The organism is Pseudoalteromonas sp. BSi20439, from assembly GCF_000241165.1.
Lineage (GTDB): Bacteria > Pseudomonadota > Gammaproteobacteria > Enterobacterales > Alteromonadaceae > Pseudoalteromonas.
Genome location: NZ_BADW01000004.1, coordinates 1 through 1,034, shown reverse-complemented (window position 1 = coordinate 1,034; position 1,034 = coordinate 1). Strand labels below are relative to the sequence as shown.

The window sequence follows — 1,034 nt, the reverse complement described above, 5'->3', positions numbered from 1 at the left end:
CGGGGTTCGGGGTTCGGGGTTCGGGGTTCGGGGTTCGGCAGAATTTTGCTTGGTATTAATTAAAACGCAATTGGTAATTTATTTAATAAAAAAGGCAAAGAAAAGCTGTATTTTTTATTTGCTCATTTGCTCTCATTCTTTGCTCTTTGTGCAAATAGGTTTTAAGTTATTTATTCACCACAGAGATTAAAAGACGCTGCGCTGAAAGAGTAAATTAAAGGTTCTAGGTTCATTGCTGATACGACTAGGTGTACAAACTATTTGTACAAGCCCGCTGCTCGCCACGCGAAGCCCGTTATCTTCTTACTCGCTTCTCTGTGCTCAAACAAGAAATTAGATTTAGACGTTAGATAAAATGCGCGAGGTAAACTCCCGCCTACGGATATGATTAACATCTGGATTTAACGTAGGCGGGGCTTTATGCCGCGCAAGACCATTATTCACAAAGAGGGCGAAGAGACGCTGCGCTTTTAGAGGAAAAAAGCAACTATCAGGGTGTAGCAGCGATTTTATAAGCATTGCATTTACCCGCACCTCGCAGCCCGCAGCTCGTGACCTTTAACCTTTAACCTAAATAATAAAAAAAGGAGCATTGCTGCTCCTTTTTAAATTTTACTTAGGTTTATTTAATATCAAACCGGTCGGCGTTCATCACTTTTACCCATGCGGCGACAAAGTCGTGTACAAAACGAGTTTTGTTATCGTCTTGAGCATAAAACTCTGCCAATGCACGGAGTATTGAGTTTGAACCAAATACTAAATCAACCCGCGTAGCCGTGTACTTAGTTTTACCACTAGCGCGGTCAACTATGTTGTACTCGCCTTTAGCTGCAGGTTCCCAACGGTTGTTCATGTCGGTTAAATTAACAAAAAAGTCGTTACTCAGTACGCCTACCTTGTCGGTAAATACACCATGTTCACTATTGCCATAGTTAGTGCCTAGTACGCGCATACCGCCTAGTAAAACGCTCATTTCTGGTGCGGTTAGCCCCATTAATTGGCTGCGCTCTAGTAATAGCTCCTCGGCGGATACA

General features: G+C 42.7%; 1 protein-coding gene. It reads right to left on the bottom strand.

Going from position 1 to position 1,034, the window contains the following annotated elements; genetic code table 11:
- Positions 1-622: 622 nt before the first annotated feature.
- Positions 623-1,034 (bottom strand): peroxidase family protein (locus P20439_RS00280; protein ID WP_036932574.1); only part of this gene is annotated, 412 nt, incomplete at its 5' end.